We start from the raw sequence: 15,686 nt of genomic DNA, 5'->3' as shown, positions 1-15,686 counted from the left end.
CCCGTGCCGCGGTCCGTGTGGCCGCCCTGACCCGACCAGCGAGAGGTTGTCATGGCTGACTATAAAGCGCCCCTGCGCGACATGCGCTTCGTACTGAATGAAGTCTTCAATGTGGCCGAGTTGTGGGCGCAGTTGCCCGAACTGGCCGAGGCGGTCGACGCGGACACCGCCATGGCTGTGCTGGAAGAAGCCGGCAAGGTCACCAGCAAGAGCATCGCCCCCCTCAGCCGGGCCGCCGACGAAGAAGGCTGCCACTGGGACAACGGTGCCGTGCGTACGCCAGCCGGCTTCATCGAGGCTTACAACACCTACGCCGAAGGCGGTTGGGTGGGCGTGGGCGGTGACCCGCAGTTCGGTGGCATGGGCATGCCCAAGGCGATCTCGGCCCAGGTCGAGGAAATGGTCAACGCCTCGAGCCTGGCATTCGGCCTGTACCCGATGCTGACCGCCGGCGCCTGCCTGTCGATCAATGCCCACGCCAGTGAGGCGCTGAAGCAAAAGTACCTGCCTAACATGTATGCGGGTGTCTGGGCCGGCTCCATGTGCCTGACCGAACCGCATGCCGGTACCGACCTGGGCATCATCCGCACCAAGGCCGAGCCCCAGGCCGACGGCAGCTACAAGATCAGCGGCACCAAGATCTTCATCACCGGCGGCGAGCATGACCTGACCGAGAACATCATCCACCTGGTGCTGGCCAAGCTGCCGGATGCACCTGCGGGGCCCAAAGGCATCTCGCTGTTCCTGGTGCCGAAGTTCCTGGTCAACGAAGACGGCAGCCTCGGCGCGCGCAACCCGGCCACCTGCGGCTCGATCGAGCACAAGATGGGTATCCAGGCGTCGGCGACCTGCGTGATGAACTTCGACGAGGCGGTCGGCTACCTTGTCGGCGAGCCGAACAAGGGCTTGGCGGCGATGTTCACCATGATGAACTACGAACGCCTGGGCGTAGGTATCCAAGGCCTGGCATCGGCCGAGCGCTCCTACCAGAACGCCGTTGAATACGCCCGTGATCGCCTGCAGAGCCGCGCCCCGACCGGGCCGCAAGCCAAGGACAAGGCCGCCGACCCGATTATCGTCCACCCCGATGTGCGGCGCATGCTGCTGACCATGAAGGCGCTGATCGAGGGCGGTCGTGCCTTCTCCACCTACGTGGCGATGCAGCTCGACAGCGCCAAGTACAGCCAAGACCCGGCAACGCGCAAACGCAGCGAAGAGCTGGTGGCGCTGCTGACCCCGGTGGCCAAGGCCTTCCTCACCGACCTCGGCCTCGAGTGCACGGTGCATGGCCAGCAGGTATTCGGTGGCCATGGCTACATCCGCGAGTGGGGCCAGGAACAACTGGTGCGCGATGTGCGTATCACCCAGATTTACGAAGGCACCAATGGTATCCAGGCACTGGACCTGATGGGGCGCAAGGTGGTGGCCAGCGGTGGGGCCTACTACAGGCTGTTCTCTGACGAGATTCGCCAGTTCATTGCCAGCGCGGATGGCCAGCTGGGCGAGTTTACCAAGCCGCTGGGTGCCTGCCTGGATCAGCTCGATGGGCTGACCGAATGGGTGCTGGATCAGGCCAAGGGCAACCCGAATGAGATCGGTGCCGCGTCGGTCGAGTACCTGCATGCCTTTGGTTACGTGGCCTATGCCTACATGTGGGCACTGATGGCCCGGGCGGCCAAGGCGGCTGAGGGCGATGAGGCGTTCTATTCGGCCAAGCTGGGCACGGCGCGGTTCTACTTCGCACGGCTGCTGCCGCGGGTGAGCTCGCTGGTGGCTTCGGTGAAGGCAGGCAGCGAGTCGTTGTACCTGCTGGATGCCGAGCAGTTCTGACGGGGTGAAGTGTTTGCAAAAGACTACTTCTTGTAAGCCTTTTCCTACATTACGTGGTGACTTTTCGCCACTGGTGCCAGATTGGATCCACGGTTAATCTTTCTACATGGACGTTGCGCAGGAAGCGCAAAGGACAGAACAGGGACAACGAAGGATTTCCTGCCAGGATGGCGGGGCGATAGGGATGTCACAGGGAAACAGTCTAGAGAACCCCGCTTCGGCGGGGTTTTCTTCGTCCGCAGGTTTTCAGCCAAGCACATCCAGCGGCGGGGCGCCCAGCTGTCGGGCATCGGTCTCTTCTTCCAGCAGCGTGCGCAGCAGCTCCACCGAGGCCTGCTGGCGCTGGGCATCGCGAAACACCAAGCCGACCTTGAGCGGCACGCGTGGCTCGCTCAGCGGTTTCCATAGCAAGCCCTGATCATCTTCGGCAGCATCCTTGGCCCGCCCTGGCAGAATGGTCGCCAGCGAGGTGTGCGCCAGGCTGTCGAGAATCCCGGCCATGTTGTTCATTTCGGCTTGCACCTGCGGTCGGCGGCCCTGTGCGGCCAGTTGTTCCTTCCAGATCTGGCGGATCTGGAATTCCTCTCCGAGCATCAGCATGGGCAGTTCGGCGGCCTGCTTGATCGAGACTTTCTTGAAGTCCTTCAACGGGTGGGTGTCCGGGATGACCACCTGCAACTCATCTTCGTACAGCAGCGAGCCGTGCAACCCTGGCTGGCGCGGTGGCAGGTAGCTGATGCCAATGTCGAGGTTGCCATTGAGCAGCCGCCGTTCGATCTCCAGCCCCGACAGCTCATAGATTTGCACCACGAGATGCGGCTGTGCCTTGCGCACGCGCTCCAGCAGCTGTGGCACCAGGCTTGGCCGCACGGTCTGCAGCACACCGATGGCCAAGGTGCGCAAGGACTGGCCCTTGAAGTTGCGCATGGCCTCATGGGCCCGCTGCAGGCCATCCAGTAGCGGCAGGGCTTGGTTGTACAGGGTGTGTGCGGCCAGGGTCGGCAGCAGGCGTTTGTTGCTGCGTTCGAACAGGCTGAGGTCGAGGCTGTGCTCAAGCTGGCGAATCTGCTGTGACAGGGCCGGTTGCGACAGCGACAGGCGTTCGGCGGCGCGGCCGACATGGCCCTCTTCATACACCGCGACGAAATAACGCAGTTGGCGAAAATCCATAAGTATCACTTATCGAAAAAGCTGAGAAAACGAAATGGCCGCAAGCGCCGCTGAAGCCTAGTCTATCGCCGTATTCCAATGGCTTACAGCGATCGCTGAGCGCATTGTTACCGAGTTTGAAAAACACTTTTGATAGGCAAGGCAAAATTATCCAGCGTCGGCAACAAGACCGGATCCCTGGCTGCCTTTTTCCGTGACTGGTTGGAGCCCCGATGAACCTGTTCAACCTGCGCCGTTCGGCTCCCGCAGTTGCCGAGCCCAAGCGTGCGCCGGCGATTGTGGCGGATGCGCCGCAGTTGTCGCGTGAGCGTCTGATGCCCAGCACCGAGCGGGCCGCGCAAGTGTTCGTGCGTGGTCAGGGTTCCTGGTTGTGGGACAACGAAGGGCATGCCTACCTGGACTTTACCCAGGGCGGTGCCGTCAACAGCCTTGGGCACAGCCCGACGGCGCTGGTCAAAGCCTTGGGCAACCAGGCCCAGGCGCTGATCAACCCCGGTGCGGGTTACCACAGCCGTGGCCTGTTGGCGCTGGTCAACCGCTTGTGCCAGAGCACTGGCAGCGACCAGGCCTACCTGCTCAACAGCGGCGCCGAGGCCTGTGAGGGAGCGATCAAGCTGGCGCGCAAGTGGGGCCAGCTGAACCGTAATGGCGCCTACCACATCATCACCGCCAGTCAGGCTTGCCATGGCCGTAGCCTGGGTGCGCTGTCAGCTTCCGACCCACTGCCGTGCAACCGCTGCGAACCGGGCCTGCCGGGGTTCAGCAAGGTGCCGTTCAACGACCTGGCGGCGCTGCATGCCGAGGTCGATTCGCGCACCGTGGCGATCATGCTCGAGCCGATCCAGGGCGAGGCGGGGGTGATTCCGGCTACGCGCGAGTACCTGCAAGGCGTGGAAAAGCTCTGCCGGGAACTGGGCATTCTGCTGATTCTCGACGAAGTGCAAACGGGTATCGGCCGCTGCGGGACGTTACTGGCAGAACAGATCTACGGCGTGCGTGCCGACATCATCACGCTGGGCAAGGGCTTGGGTGGCGGCGTGCCGCTGGCGGCCTTGCTGGCCCGCGGGACCGCCTGCTGCGCCGAGCCGGGCGAACTGGAGGGTAGCCATCACGGCAACTCACTGATGAGCGCCGCCGGCCTGGCCGTGCTGGAAACCGTGCTGGAACCTGGCTTCTTCGAGCAGGTGCAAGACAGCGGCCGCCATTTGCGCGACGGCCTGAGCCGCCTGGCTGGCCGCTATGGCCAGGGCGAAGTGCGTGGCCAGGGCCTGCTGTGGGCGTTGCATTTGCAGGAAAGCTTCGCCAGGGAACTGGTCGAGGCAGCCTTGCACGAGGGCTTGCTGCTGAATGCCCCACAGGCGGATGTGGTGCGTTTCTCGCCAGCGTTGACCGTCAGCAAGGGCAATATCGATGAAATGCTCCTGCGCCTGGCCCGAGCCTTTACCCGCCTGCATGCGCAACTACAGGCCCGCCGCGAAATGCCGGCCTGATCAAGAACTCAACGAACCGTCTGGCGTTTCTGCGCATCGCCCCGTGCCTGTTTCATTTGGCCCGGGGCGTTTTTTTGCCTGTGGAACCTCTGCGATGCGTAGCTAGTCTGTGATGTAACCCCTTGAGGAGAGACCCGCATGGACTTCATTCGCATCATCATCGCCATTATCCTGCCGCCGCTGGGTGTGTTTCTGCAGGTGGGGTTTGGCGGAGCGTTCTGGCTGAACATACTGCTGACCCTGCTGGGCTACATCCCGGGCATCGTGCATGCGGTGTATATCATCGCCAAGCGCTGAGTAAGCGGGGGCCGCCCAGGCGGCCCCCAGGTGTCAGTCCTGCAGCACCCGGCAATAGAATTTCCACTCCTCTTCCAGCGCGTGCGCCAGGTTCTCAGCCTTGCGGAACCCGTGCCGTTCCCCGGCATAGAAATGCCCTTCGGCGTCGATGCCGTTGGCCTGCAATGCCTGCAGCATGGCGCGCGTCTGCTCCGGCACTACCACTGCATCCAGCTCGCCCTGGAAGAAGATCACCGGCACCTTGATCCTGGAGGCGTGAAGCAGAGGGGTGCGTTGGCGGTAGCGCTCGGCATCCTGCAGGGGGTCACCGATCAACCAGTCCAGGTAGTCGCCCTCGAACTTGTGCGTGGCGCGGCCCAGGGCAATCGGATCACTGACCCCGTAAAGGCTGGCTCCAGCGCGAAACACGTCGTGGAATGCCAGGGCGCACAGCGTGGTGTAGCCACCGGCACTGCCGCCGCGAATGAAGGCCTTGCCGGGGTCGATCAGCCCTTGCCCAGCCAGGTATTCGACGGCGGCACAGGCGTCTTGCACATCGCTCTGGCCCCATCGCAGGTGCAGGGCCTGGCGGTATTCCCGACCATAGCCCGTGCTGCCACGGTAATTCAGGTCGGCAACGGCGAAACCGCGTTGCGTCCAGTACTGGATGCGTGGGTCGAGTACCGGGTAGCAGGCCGAGGTCGGGCCACCGTGGATGAACACCAGTAAAGGGGCAGGGCCCTGGGTGGCGCTGGCTGGATAGAAAAAACCATGGGCAAACGCGTCGCCACTCTTGTAATGGATCGATTGCGGCAAACTGATCTGCGCTGCCGGCAGCACTTCTGCGCCACCGGCCAGCACGCTGACCTCATGGCTGGCGCGGGCAATGGCGATCACTGCCGGCGGGCTGATCGGTGAAGCCGCGATGGCATAGAGGTGCCCGGCATCCATGGCCAGGTTGCGGAACCGGGTGTAGGCGCTGGCGAAGCGTTCCATGCGTCCATCTTCATCGTGCAGGCCCAGCTGCCCGATACCACCTTCGAACCAGGTGGCCAGATAGTGCTGCGGGCTTAGCGGCAGCCAGGTGCTGGTGCCCAGTTGCCAAGGCGCGGCGGCGTGGTCGGCGGGTTCGGCCGGCAGCGCCTGCCAGAGGCCGTCGACCTCGCCCCAGGGCTGCCAGAAGCCATTGCGGTCAGACAAACAGTACAAGCGGCCTTCGGCGTCGAAGCGCGGCTGTTGCAGTGATTCATTCTCGGCGGCGATACAGCGTGCGGCCCCCCAGTCGCCGTTGGCGTCACGCTCGCGGCACATTAGCCGGGTAAGGGTCCAAGGCTGTGCCGGACGGTCCCATTCGACCCAGGCCAGGCGTTGGCCGTCAGCGCTGACCGTTGGCGCGGCGTAGAAGTCGGCCCCTTCGGCGAGTACCTCGCGAGAGGTATCGGTCAATGCCACCAGACGATGCTCGACGCTTTCGCCATGGCGCTCTTCGACTGCCAGTACCTTGCCGTCGTGCCACTGCACATCGCCATAGCGGCAGCCGGCTTCGGCGGTCAGGGCGCGGGGTGCTCCGCCTTCAAGGCGCTGGGTATAGACCTGTTGATCCTTTTCGTTGACGAACAGCAGCCCGTCACCGCCCAGGCAGAAGCTGCCGCCGCCGTATTCGTAGACCCGGCTGCGTGCGCTGAAGCCATCGGGCGTGAGGCAACGTGCCTGGTGGTCACGCCACTGCCAGATCCGGCAGGCGCCATCGGCGGGGCGGAACTCGTTCCAGAACAGGCCTGCGTCGCCGACCTTGAGTTCGGCAAAGTCGGTGCCGGCGGCGACGGCCTGGGCGGCGCTGAAGTCAGCCACGGACGATGACACGGGAGTTGCGCTCATTGCGGAAGGTCAGCTCTTCGATGGCAAGTTGGGCAGTTTCCGCCTCTTCACGGGCCTTGAGGATAATGCCGTGGTCAGCAGACTTGGCGCACACCGGGTCGGCCTTGCTGGCATCACCGGTCAGCATGAAGGCCTGGCATCGGCAGCCGCCGAAGTCTTTTTCCTTCTCATCGCACGAGCGGCACGGCTCGGGCATCCAGTCGTAACCGCGGAAGCGGTTGAAGCCGAACGAGTCGTACCAGATGTGCTGCAGGTCATGGTCGCGCACGTTGGGGAACTGCACCGGCAATTGCCGGGCGCCATGGCAGGGCAAGGCAGTGCCGTCTGGCGTGATGGTCAGGAACAGGCTGCCCCAACCGTTCATGCAGGCCTTGGGGCGCTCTTCGTAGTAATCCGGGGTGACGAAGATCAGCTTGCACGGGCTGCCCTCGGCCTTGAGCTTCTGCCGGTACTCATTGGTGATGCGTTCGGCACGTTCGAGCTGTGCGCGGGTCGGTAGCAGGCCCAGGCGGTTGAGGTGCGCCCAGCCGTAGAACTGGCAGGTGGCAAGCTCGACGAAGTCGGCCTCAAGGGCGATGCACAACTCGATGATGCGGTCGATCTTGTCGATGTTGTGCCGGTGGGTGACGAAGTTGAGCACCATCGGATAACCGTGGGCCTTTACCGCGCGGGCCATTTCCAGCTTCTGCGCGAAGGCCTTCTTAGAACCGGCCAGCAGGTTGTTGACCTGTTCGTCACTGGCCTGGAAGCTGATCTGGATATGGTCCAGCCCGGCTTCCTTGAAGGCGGCGATGCGCGCCTCGGTCAGGCCGATGCCAGAGGTGATCAGGTTGGTGTAGTAGCCCAGCCGACGGGCCTCGCCGATCAGCTCGGCGAGGTCCTGGCGCACCAGCGGCTCACCACCGGAAAAGCCGATCTGCGCGGCGCCCATCGCGCGGGCTTCGGCCATCACCTTGAACCACTGCGCAGTGCTCAGCTCCTGGCCTTGGGCAGCGAAGTCCAGTGGGTTGGAACAGTACGGGCATTGCAGCGGGCAGCGGTAGGTCAGCTCGGCCAGCAGCCATAGCGGCAGGCCGACCGGCACCTCAGGCGAGGACGATCCAGTGTTCGGCACGGGCCACCTCCATGAATTGCTCGATATCGTCTGCGACTTCGGGCACACCAGGGAATTGTTGTTCGAGGTCTTTGATGATCGCCGCCACGTCACGCTTGCCGTCGATCAGCCCGCCGATCAGGCCGGCGCTGTCGTTGAGCCTGATCATGCCTTCGGGGTACAGCAGCACATGGCCTTTTTGCGCCGGCTCGTACTGGAAGCGGTAGCCGGGGCGCCAGCTCGGCACTTGCTTGCGGTCGAAACTCATAGGGCAATCCCCTTGTGCCAGACCCGTTGCGGGGTGACGGTGTGGTAAGGCGGGCGGTTCAGCTCGTAGGCCATGCTCATGGCATCCAGCATGCTCCACAGGATATCCAGCTTGAACTGCAGGATTTCCAGCATACGCTCCTGACCCGCGCGGGTGGTGTAGTGCTGCAAGGTGATCGCCAGGCCGTGCTCGACATCACGCCGGGCCTGGCCCAGGCGAGTGCGGAAGTACTCGTAGCCAGCCGGGTCGATCCACGGGTAGTGCTGTGGCCAGCTGTCCAGGCGGGACTGGTGGATCTGCGGAGCGAACAGTTCGGTCAGCGAACTGCTGGCCGCCTCTTGCCAGCTGGCCCGGCGAGCGAAGTTGACGTAGGCGTCGACGGCGAAACGCACGCCGGGCAGCACCAGTTCCTGGGAACGTAGCTGGTCAGGGTCGAGGCCGACCGCCTGGCCCAGTCGCAGCCAGGCTTCGATACCGCCGTCCTCACCCGGCGCGCCATCATGATCGAGCAGGCGCTGGATCCACTCACGGCGTACCTCGCGGTCCGGGCAGTTGGCCAGGATCGCGGCATCCTTCATCGGGATGTTGACCTGGTAGTAGAAGCGGTTGGCTACCCAGCCCTGAATCTGCTCGCGGGTGGCGCGGCCTTGGTACATCGCCACGTGATAGGGGTGGTGGATGTGGTAGTAGGCGCCCTTGGCGCGCAGGGCCTGCTCGAATTCGGCAGGTGACATTGGCAGTGCGTCGCTCACGGGGCCTCCTTACAGCTCGATGCTCATGCCATCGAAGGCGACTTCGACGCCGCGGCGCTGGACTTCGGCGCGTTCGGGGGAGTCTTCATCGAGGATCGGGTTGGTGTTGTTGATGTGGATAAGCACCTTGCGCTGGCGCGCGAAGCCGTCGAGCACTTCGAGCATGCCACCCGGGCCATTCTGCGCCAGGTGGCCCATCTCGCGGCCGGTACGGGTGCCGACACCACGGCGCTGCATTTCATCATCTTCCCACAGCGTGCCGTCGACCAGCAGGCAGTCGGCGCCATGCATCATCTGCAGCAGCTTGGCATCGACCTGGCCGAGGCCGGGTGCGTAGAACAGCTTGCCGCCAGTGCGCGTGTCTTCGACCAACAGGCCGAGGTTGTCGCCCGGGTGGGGGTCGAAGCGGTGCGGCGAATAGGGCGGTGCGGCGCTGCGCAGGGGGAAAGGGGTGAACCTGAGGTCAGGGCAGGCGTCGATGACGAAACTGCCTTCGAGCTCGATGCGGTTCCACTGCAGCCCACCGTTCCAGTGGCTGAGCATGTTGAACAGCGGGAAGCCGCTGGTCAGGTCCTGGTGGACCATGTCGGTGCACCAGACCTGATGCGGGCAGCCTTCGCGCAGGCTGAGCAGGCCGGTGGTATGGTCGATCTGGCTGTCGAGCAGGACGATGGCGTTGATCCCGGTATCGCGCAGGGCGCGCGCCGGCTGCATCGGTGCGAAGGCCTGGAGCTGGGCGCGGATGTCAGGCGAGGCATTGCACAGGATCCAGTGCTCACCGTCGTCGGACAGGGCGATGGACGACTGGGTGCGTGCCGTGGCGCGCAGGCTGCCGTCGCGATAGCCCTTGCAATTGACGCAGTTGCAGTTCCACTGCGGGAAACCACCACCGGCGGCGGAACCGAGAATCTGGATGTACATGGCCACTCCTTCTGCGAAAAGCCGTATCCGGAAAACAACGACGCCCCGGCGGGCCGAGGCGTCGATCCGCAAAGCAGGGCTTAGCGGTTGGCGAAGTACATGGTCACTTCGAAGCCGATACGCAGGTCAGTGTATGCAGGTTTGGTCCACATGGGCGTTCTCCTTCCGGATGGGGTTGGGTTACTTCAGCTATTCGTTGGGTGCCGCCTGGAGCAGGAGGTTCCGTTGGCTGAGATAGCGTTATCTTACAAGAAAAATTTGTACCGAAAGGTTAATTCTTTGATAAGCGCCCTTGCAGCAAACGTAACAATCCCCGCGAGATCAGTGCCAGGACGCCTCTGGCGCGGCACTGTTGGCCAGGCAAAGCCACGGCCAATCGGTACCGAGCAGGTCGCGTAGCAGGCCGTCCAGATCTGCCTGTTGCGTGATCAGAATAGACCGCCGCAGCGCAAGCAGGTCGCCAGGTTGTGTGGCCAGGTGTGTCTGCCATGCCCATTCGGTGACGTCGGCGTTGGCCATGGCGTTTTCGTCGAACTGCTCAGCCAATGCTTGTCGGGCGACCGCGTCGAGGGTGACGCCGCGGCCCAGCAGCTCGCGCAGGTGATCGAGGATCTCGGCCTGGCTGGCGTGTGGCGACTGCACCCCGAACAGCAGGCCACCGATGCCCTCGATCTGACGAAAGGTACTGAAAACCGCGTAGCCCAGCTGCAATTCGACCCGCAGGCGTTGATATACCGGGCCTTGCAGCAGCTGCGCCAGCAGGCGACCACTGCCTTGCCGTGCGGCTGGCAGTGGGCAGAACAGTAGCAGGGCATGTTCACTGCCTGGCACCTCGGCATGGTGCCAGCGGCGACCCCCCCAGCCGGCAGCCGGCGTGGGCGCCCCGCCTTGCCCGGGGCATGCCTGCAGCACGGCGCCGAGGGCCTGCACGGCACTGGGCTCGAAACCGACGGCCAGGCCGTGCCAATGGCTGTGTTGCCAGACGCCATCGAGCAGCGCCTGGTCGGGCGTGGCAGACGGCATTGTGGCCGGGCGGGTGCCGAGCACGGCGTCAGGTAGCTGACTGATCAACGCCCTGATCGGGATCAGCGCGGGCGCCTCAGGTGGCGACGTCTGCCAGTTGGAGGGCGCTCGCATCAGGGCCAGGGCCTGGCCTGCGGCGCGTACCACGGCTACCGGATGGCCAGCGCAGCACAACTGCCAATGGTCGCCCGACGCGCTGAATTGCAGGTGCACGCAGGCTTGCTCGCAACGACTTTGCAGGGGGCGCAGGGCACGTTGCAGTACGCTGTACAGACGCTGGCGCAATGCCGATGGCACGTGCCAACGCAGATACAGTGCTGCGTATTGCCTGGAGGGTGGCAGCAAGTCGCTGATGCACAATGCAGGCGGCAACTCAGCACTTGGGGCAGAGGGCAGTTCATCCGACAACAAGGGCTCGGGCGCAGGCAGCTGCCATTGCCCGTATGCGCATCGCGGCAGCTGCTCAAGCAGTGCTTCGAGTGCCCTCAGTGCTTGGGCATCCAGTGCTGCAAACGGCTGCCCGGCGCTGTCGCGGCGGGCCAGCTCCAGTGCGCTGGCGCTGCGTTGACGACGTTGTTGCAAGCTGCCAAACGTGCGGTTGAGTGGGCCGGGGTCTGTCTTGCCGATGAAGTCGAACCAGCCGTGCAGCAGCTTCAGAGCCTCATCGCTGTTGGCATCCGGGGCGAGCTCCAGGTCGATGTGCCAGAGCAGTTGCCCGGCAAAGGCATGCAGCTTCTCGGCCTTGAACCCTTTGAGCCAGCCACGTCGCTCCAGTGCATCAAGCCAACTGCCGGGGCGGTTGTCGCCGAGGTGGGCGATCAGCAGCTCCAGTGCCTGTTCTGCCCCTGCTGGCAGGCCGTCGTGTGCGAACAGCAGTGGCGGGTTGGCGGCCAAGGCAGGTGGCAAGGCTTGTAGCACAGGGGGGCTCGGCTTGAAGACGCCGGCGTAGTGCCTGCCAAGCTGTTCCAGTTCATCCAGCGGTTGCGGGCCGCACAGGCTCAGGGTGACCTGGCCACCCTGGTAAAAGCGCTGATGGAAGCCTGTGAGGGCTTGCTGGAAAGCCTTATCGCCCAGTACGAGGGAATAGCGGTTACCGGCATGAAAGCCGCTCAAGGGGTGATCGCCACCCACAGATTGCAACAAAGCGAATTGCTGTTGCGCCTGCGGGTTGCGTGACCAGGCGATGAATTCGGCGTGGATGACTTCCCGCTCGCGGCGCTGCCGCTCGATGCCCAGATCCGGCTCGGCAAGCATCTGGCACAGGCGCTCCAGGCCACCGGCCATTGCCGCAGGTGGTACTTCAAAGAAGAAATCGGTGGTGCGCTCGCGGGCGCTGGCGTTGACCTGGCCGCCCAAGGCCTGGACGTAGCGCATCAGGCCGTCTTCCAGCGGGAAGCGTGCCGTGCCCAGGAAAAACAGGTGTTCGAGGAAATGGGCCAGGCCTGGCCATGCGGTTGGGGCGTCATGGCTGCCCGCATGTACCCTCAACGCGGCCGCAGAGCGCTTCAGGCGCGGCGCATGGCGCAGAGTCAACTGCAGGCCGTTGGCGAGGGTGAGGTAGCGGGTGGTATCAGGCATGGGAACTCCAGAGCAGGTGTCCATGCTAACCCATTTGCAAGAAAGGTCCGGCCCCTGTCAGCCTTGGCGCAAATGCAGTTCCTGGCGCAAATCGGTCAGGTAAGGAAACGCCTCACGCCCCTGCACCACTCGTTCCTGCTCAAGCTCTGCCAGCAACTGGCATTCATCTCGCCCCGCCATGGCCAGCAGACTGCCATCGGGCCCGATGATGCTGCTCTGCCCGCAGTACTGGATCTCGCCCTCGGCCCCGCAGTAATTGGCATATACCAGGTAGCACTGGTTTTCCTGCGCCCGCGAGCGCACGGTCACCTGGCAGACGAAATCGTACGGCGTCATGTTCGCCGTCGGCACCAGGATCAGCTCGGCTCCTGCCAGCGCCAGGCGCCGGGCGTTTTCCGGGAACTCGATGTCGTAGCAGATCAGCATCCCGACTTTCCAGCCGTTCAGCTCGACCACCGGAAAATGGTCGGCGCCAGGGCTGAACATCGCCCGGTCCAGTTCACCGAACAGGTGGGTCTTGCGGTAATTGCACAGGCTGCGGCCATGGGCATCAATGAGCTGCACGCTGTTGTAGATCGCTCCGTCATCGGCGCGCTCCGGGTAGCCGTAAACAATGGCGATGCGGTGCGACTGGGCAATCTCCACCACCGCCATGGCCGCAGGACCATCGTCGGCTTCGGCCAGCCGTTCGACCTGCGCCAGGCCGATGTTGTAGCCGCTCAGGAACATCTCCGGGCACACCAGCAATTGCGCGCCACGCTCGGCCGCCAGCTGCGCCTGGTGGCGCAGCCGTTGCAGGTTGCCGGGCACGTCCAGCGGGTTGGGTGCGCCCTGGAACAGAGCGATGCGCATGCTGCCTCCTTGGTTTCAGTCGGCCAGGGCGATGGGCCCGATCTCATCGAACACATCACCCGGGCCTGGGTTATCCGGGTGGGTGTGGCCACCGAAGTGGTTCATGATACCCCACACCGCATTCAGCGATGTCTGCACCGCCCCTTCGACCCAGGCCGGGGTCCACGACACGTCGTCGCCGGCGATGAACATGCCGCGTTGCTCGGCGGGCATATCCTGCTGCATGAAGTGTGCGTACATGCGCTGGTTGTAGCGGTAGTGGCCTGGCAGCGCGCCCTTGAATGCGCCGAGGAAGTGCGGGTCGGCTTCCCAGGAAACGGTGATCGGATCGCCGATGATGTGCCCGGCGATATCGGTCTTGGGGTAGATCTTCTTCAGTGCGTCCAGGGCCAGCTGCACGCGCTTTTCCACCGGGTGCGGGAGCATCTTCAGGGCGTCGCTCATCCAGGCGTAGGACAGGCAGATCACCCCCGGCTTGTCGTCACCGTTGTCGAACAGGTAGGTGCCGCGGGTGAGGCGATCAGTCAGGGTCATGCTCATCAGGTCGCGGCCGGTCTGCGGGTCCTTGTCCTTCCAGAACGGCCTGTCGACCATGACGAAGGTCTTTGATGACTGCATGTAGCGGGTGCGGTCGAGGGCCATCCACATCTTTTGCGAGAACAGCGATTCTTCGCAGTCGATCTGGGTGGTCAGCAGCCAGCTCTGGCAGGTCGCGAGCACTGCACCGTAGTGGCGGGTGTCACCCCAGTTGTCGGTGACCGCCAGGCGCCCGTCGGCAGCACGGGCGATGCGCTTGACGCCGCTGCGCGGTGCGCCACCATGCAGCGAACTGAGGCTGGTGCCCTCTGGCCAATGGGCGCAACGCTCCGGCACATGGCGCCAGATACCCTGAGGCACCTGTTCCACGCCACCGACGATCAAGTGCTGATGATCGTCGCAGTTGGTCATGACCACGCGGAAGATCTCCAGCATCGAGTTGGGGAAGTCCGAGTCCCAACCGCCGGTGCCGAAACCGACCTGACCGAACACTTCACGATGCTGGAAGCTCAACTGGGCGAACGAGCGCGAGGTGGCGACGAAGTCGTAGAAGGTGCGGTCGTCCCACAGGGGTACCAGCTTGTTCCACAACGCTTTCAGCCGAGCTACATCACGATCACGGATCGCCTGCTGGATTTCGGCGAACTGCGCACCGCTTTCCAGCGCGTCTGCCCAGGCATCGGCCACTTCGTGGAACAGTTTCGGCAGGTCACTGGGCTTTTCTGCATAGTAGGTCTGGCCTTCGAGGTCGATCACCGTGCTGCCCGAGGCTGAGGTCAGCGGGTTGGGGAAGGGCTTGGTTTCCAGCCCCAGCTTGTCGACGTAGTGGTAGAAGGCGGTCGAGGACACCGGGAAGCGCATGCCGCCGAGCTCGGCGATGATGCCGTCGGTACCGTTGAAGGCCTGCGAACGCAGCCGGCCACCGAGTTTCGAGGCTTCATACACCACGGGCTTGAGGCCCAGTTTCATCAATTCGTAGGCCGCAACCAGGCCGGCGATACCTGCCCCCACGATGGCGACTTCTTCGCCATGGCGTTCGGCCGGGATACTGCCCAGGCCTGCCGGGTGTTCCAGCCAGTCGTCGAAGGCGAAGGGGAAATCCGGGCCGAAGATGGTGACAGGTTGCTTGCCGTCGGCGGGGTGGCGGTTTTTCTTGTTCATGAAGTGACCTTGCCAGAGCGGCTGCGCAGGGGGCGGAGCCTGAGTATAGGAGATGGCTGACGGTCATTTTATGAAGCGGCGAAATCGTAATTAAGATGCAGAATGATGGCGAAATGTAATATTTACCGTCGGTATGACGACACGAGCATCATTTTTAATGAACAGTTCAGCGCAGCCAAGTGCTGTATTGTTTCAAACGGGCTGCCCACGATCGACCTTGCTGCTGAGGATGATCGACGTGGTGGTCTTCTCCACCCCCTCGACGCTGCCAATCTGGTCCAGCAGTTGGTCGAGCTGCTCCGGTGAATCGCTGCGTAGCCAGGCCACGTAGTCGAACTCGCCACTCACGGCACACAGCTGCTGCACCTGCCCCATGGCACTCAGGCGCCTTACCACTTCCTTGCCGGAGCGTGGCTGCACCTTGATCCCGACATAAGCCTGCAGCCCACCGCCGATAAGGCGCTGGCCGAGACGCACTCCGTAACCGGTGATGACCTTGTGCTTTTCCAGCCGTTCCAGGCGCGAGTTGACCGTGGTGCGGGCGATGCCAAGCTGGCGGGCGAGGGTGGCGACGCTTTCACGGGCGTTGATCTGCAGCAGAGCGATCAGCTGACGGTCGATTTCGTCGAGGGCGATGGGGCGAGCGTCCGACATGGTAAGTCTCTACGAAGGGGCCCCTAGCCTAGCCAGCCGCAGCCGAGCGGGGCAAGGCCTTGAACGGTCAACATCCGGGCACGAAAAAGCCGCGCACTGGCGCGGCTTTCGTCATATCTGGTGGGCCCACACGGACTCGAACCGTGGACCAAAGGATTATGAGTCCTCTGCTCTAACCGACTGAGCTATAGGCCCTCAGTAAG

Annotated in this window: 14 protein-coding genes and 1 tRNA gene; 3 read left to right on the top strand and 12 right to left on the bottom strand. The window is 63.6% G+C overall.

Annotated features, from left to right (window positions below):
* Positions 1-51: 51 nt before the first annotated feature.
* Positions 52-1,830: an acyl-CoA dehydrogenase C-terminal domain-containing protein gene (locus tag HU738_RS16620; RefSeq protein WP_186602893.1), complete on the top strand. Its 1,779-nt coding sequence runs from the start codon at positions 52-54 to the stop codon at positions 1,828-1,830.
* A 246-nt stretch (positions 1,831-2,076) separates the two neighbouring features.
* Here HU738_RS16620 and HU738_RS16615 read toward each other — a convergent pair whose 3' ends face one another.
* The gene (locus HU738_RS16615; RefSeq protein ID WP_186602894.1) at positions 2,077-3,000 is read right to left on the bottom strand and encodes a LysR family transcriptional regulator; all 924 of its coding nucleotides are present in this window, start codon (positions 2,998-3,000) and stop codon (positions 2,077-2,079) included.
* 212 nt (positions 3,001-3,212) lie between these two features.
* Here HU738_RS16615 and HU738_RS16610 point away from each other — a divergent pair, with 212 nt between their 5' ends.
* Together HU738_RS16610 and HU738_RS16605 are read left to right on the top strand one after the other, a co-directional pair.
* Positions 3,213-4,490 (top strand): aspartate aminotransferase family protein, encoded by a 1,278-nt coding sequence (locus HU738_RS16610; RefSeq protein WP_186602895.1) that lies wholly within the window; start codon positions 3,213-3,215, stop codon positions 4,488-4,490.
* A 138-nt stretch (positions 4,491-4,628) separates the two neighbouring features.
* Complete coding sequence (locus HU738_RS16605) at positions 4,629-4,787, top strand: YqaE/Pmp3 family membrane protein (protein ID WP_009681539.1); 159 nt, start codon at positions 4,629-4,631, stop codon at positions 4,785-4,787.
* Between the two features lie 33 nt (positions 4,788-4,820).
* On the opposite strand, the gene HU738_RS16600 is transcribed toward HU738_RS16605, so the two are convergent.
* The 11 genes from HU738_RS16600 to HU738_RS16550 all read right to left on the bottom strand — a co-directional run bounded on the left by HU738_RS16600 (position 4,821) and on the right by HU738_RS16550 (position 15,678).
* Positions 4,821-6,644, bottom strand: coding sequence for a S9 family peptidase (locus HU738_RS16600; protein ID WP_186602896.1), 1,824 nt, complete (start codon positions 6,642-6,644; stop codon positions 4,821-4,823).
* Positions 6,610-7,758, bottom strand: coding sequence for a pyrroloquinoline quinone biosynthesis protein PqqE (pqqE, locus tag HU738_RS16595; protein ID WP_176506061.1), 1,149 nt, complete (start codon positions 7,756-7,758; stop codon positions 6,610-6,612). Before pqqE ends, HU738_RS16600 begins: the two co-directional genes overlap by 35 nt.
* A complete protein-coding gene (gene pqqD / locus HU738_RS16590) occupies positions 7,730-8,005 on the bottom strand; it encodes a pyrroloquinoline quinone biosynthesis peptide chaperone PqqD (RefSeq protein ID WP_186602897.1) in 276 nt (91 codons plus the stop codon). Before pqqD ends, pqqE begins: the two co-directional genes overlap by 29 nt.
* Positions 8,002-8,739 (bottom strand): pyrroloquinoline-quinone synthase PqqC, encoded by a 738-nt coding sequence (pqqC, locus tag HU738_RS16585; RefSeq protein ID WP_176506105.1) that lies wholly within the window; start codon positions 8,737-8,739, stop codon positions 8,002-8,004. The genes pqqD and pqqC overlap by 4 nt, the downstream gene beginning before the upstream one ends.
* 27 nt (positions 8,740-8,766) lie before the next feature.
* Entirely contained in the window at positions 8,767-9,678 is a 912-nt protein-coding gene (gene pqqB, locus HU738_RS16580) for a pyrroloquinoline quinone biosynthesis protein PqqB (protein ID WP_176506063.1), read from the bottom strand.
* A gap of 80 nt (positions 9,679-9,758) precedes the next feature.
* Positions 9,759-9,830, bottom strand: coding sequence for a pyrroloquinoline quinone precursor peptide PqqA (gene pqqA, locus HU738_RS16575; protein ID WP_003243383.1), 72 nt, complete (start codon positions 9,828-9,830; stop codon positions 9,759-9,761).
* Positions 9,831-9,999: 169 nt separating this feature from the next.
* Positions 10,000-12,279, bottom strand: coding sequence for a pyrroloquinoline quinone biosynthesis protein PqqF (pqqF, locus tag HU738_RS16570; RefSeq protein WP_186602898.1), 2,280 nt, complete (start codon positions 12,277-12,279; stop codon positions 10,000-10,002).
* A gap of 57 nt (positions 12,280-12,336) precedes the next feature.
* The gene (locus HU738_RS16565; RefSeq protein WP_176506065.1) at positions 12,337-13,131 is read right to left on the bottom strand and encodes a carbon-nitrogen hydrolase family protein; all 795 of its coding nucleotides are present in this window, start codon (positions 13,129-13,131) and stop codon (positions 12,337-12,339) included.
* 15 nt (positions 13,132-13,146) lie between these two features.
* Positions 13,147-14,829 (bottom strand): flavin monoamine oxidase family protein, encoded by a 1,683-nt coding sequence (locus HU738_RS16560; protein ID WP_186602899.1) that lies wholly within the window; start codon positions 14,827-14,829, stop codon positions 13,147-13,149.
* 192 nt (positions 14,830-15,021) lie between these two features.
* Positions 15,022-15,483 carry an Lrp/AsnC family transcriptional regulator gene (locus HU738_RS16555; RefSeq protein ID WP_186602900.1) on the bottom strand — a complete coding sequence of 154 codons (462 nt, stop codon included), beginning with the start codon at positions 15,481-15,483 and terminating at the stop codon, positions 15,022-15,024.
* 118 nt (positions 15,484-15,601) lie between these two features.
* A tRNA-Ile gene (locus tag HU738_RS16550) sits at positions 15,602-15,678 on the bottom strand.
* Positions 15,679-15,686 lie beyond the last annotated feature (8 nt).

The organism is Pseudomonas vlassakiae, from assembly GCF_014269035.2.
GTDB lineage: Bacteria > Pseudomonadota > Gammaproteobacteria > Pseudomonadales > Pseudomonadaceae > Aquipseudomonas > Aquipseudomonas vlassakiae.
The sequence above is the reverse complement of the archived record's forward strand: the minus strand, read 5'-3'. Positions and strand labels throughout refer to the sequence as shown.